Annotated in this window: 1 protein-coding gene; it reads left to right on the top strand. The window is 64.6% G+C overall.

Annotation, left to right across the window (positions count from 1 at the left end; genetic code table 11):
* Nucleotides 1–291, top strand: a 291-nt coding sequence (locus tag ACUHMQ_RS21265) for a prealbumin-like fold domain-containing protein (RefSeq protein WP_445297422.1), incomplete at both ends; no start/stop codon positions are given.

The following is a 291-nucleotide window of genomic DNA, read 5'->3' as shown; positions in this document are numbered from 1 at the left end:
CCGGAGCGACCTGTACTGGCCTGACCCCAGGCGGTACCGCCACCCCCAATCTGGCGACGGGCACGATCACGCTGGATGCCGTTGCTACCGCTGGCTCGCCCAATATCGCCTGTACCTTCACCCATAGTGCGCCAGCGACGGTCGCGATCAATGTGATCAGTAACGGCGGGGTCGGGCCCTTCGGCTTTACCGGCACCAATGGGGTCACCAATCAGACCCTGACCACGGTCACACCAGGCACCGGTGTACAAGGGCCGGTCCAGTCGGTGACCACGGTTGGCAGCGTGACCA

This window comes from Chitinimonas violaceus (genome assembly GCF_052601015.1).
Note: the sequence above shows the minus strand (reverse complement) of the source record. Positions and strands in the feature narration are given on the sequence as shown.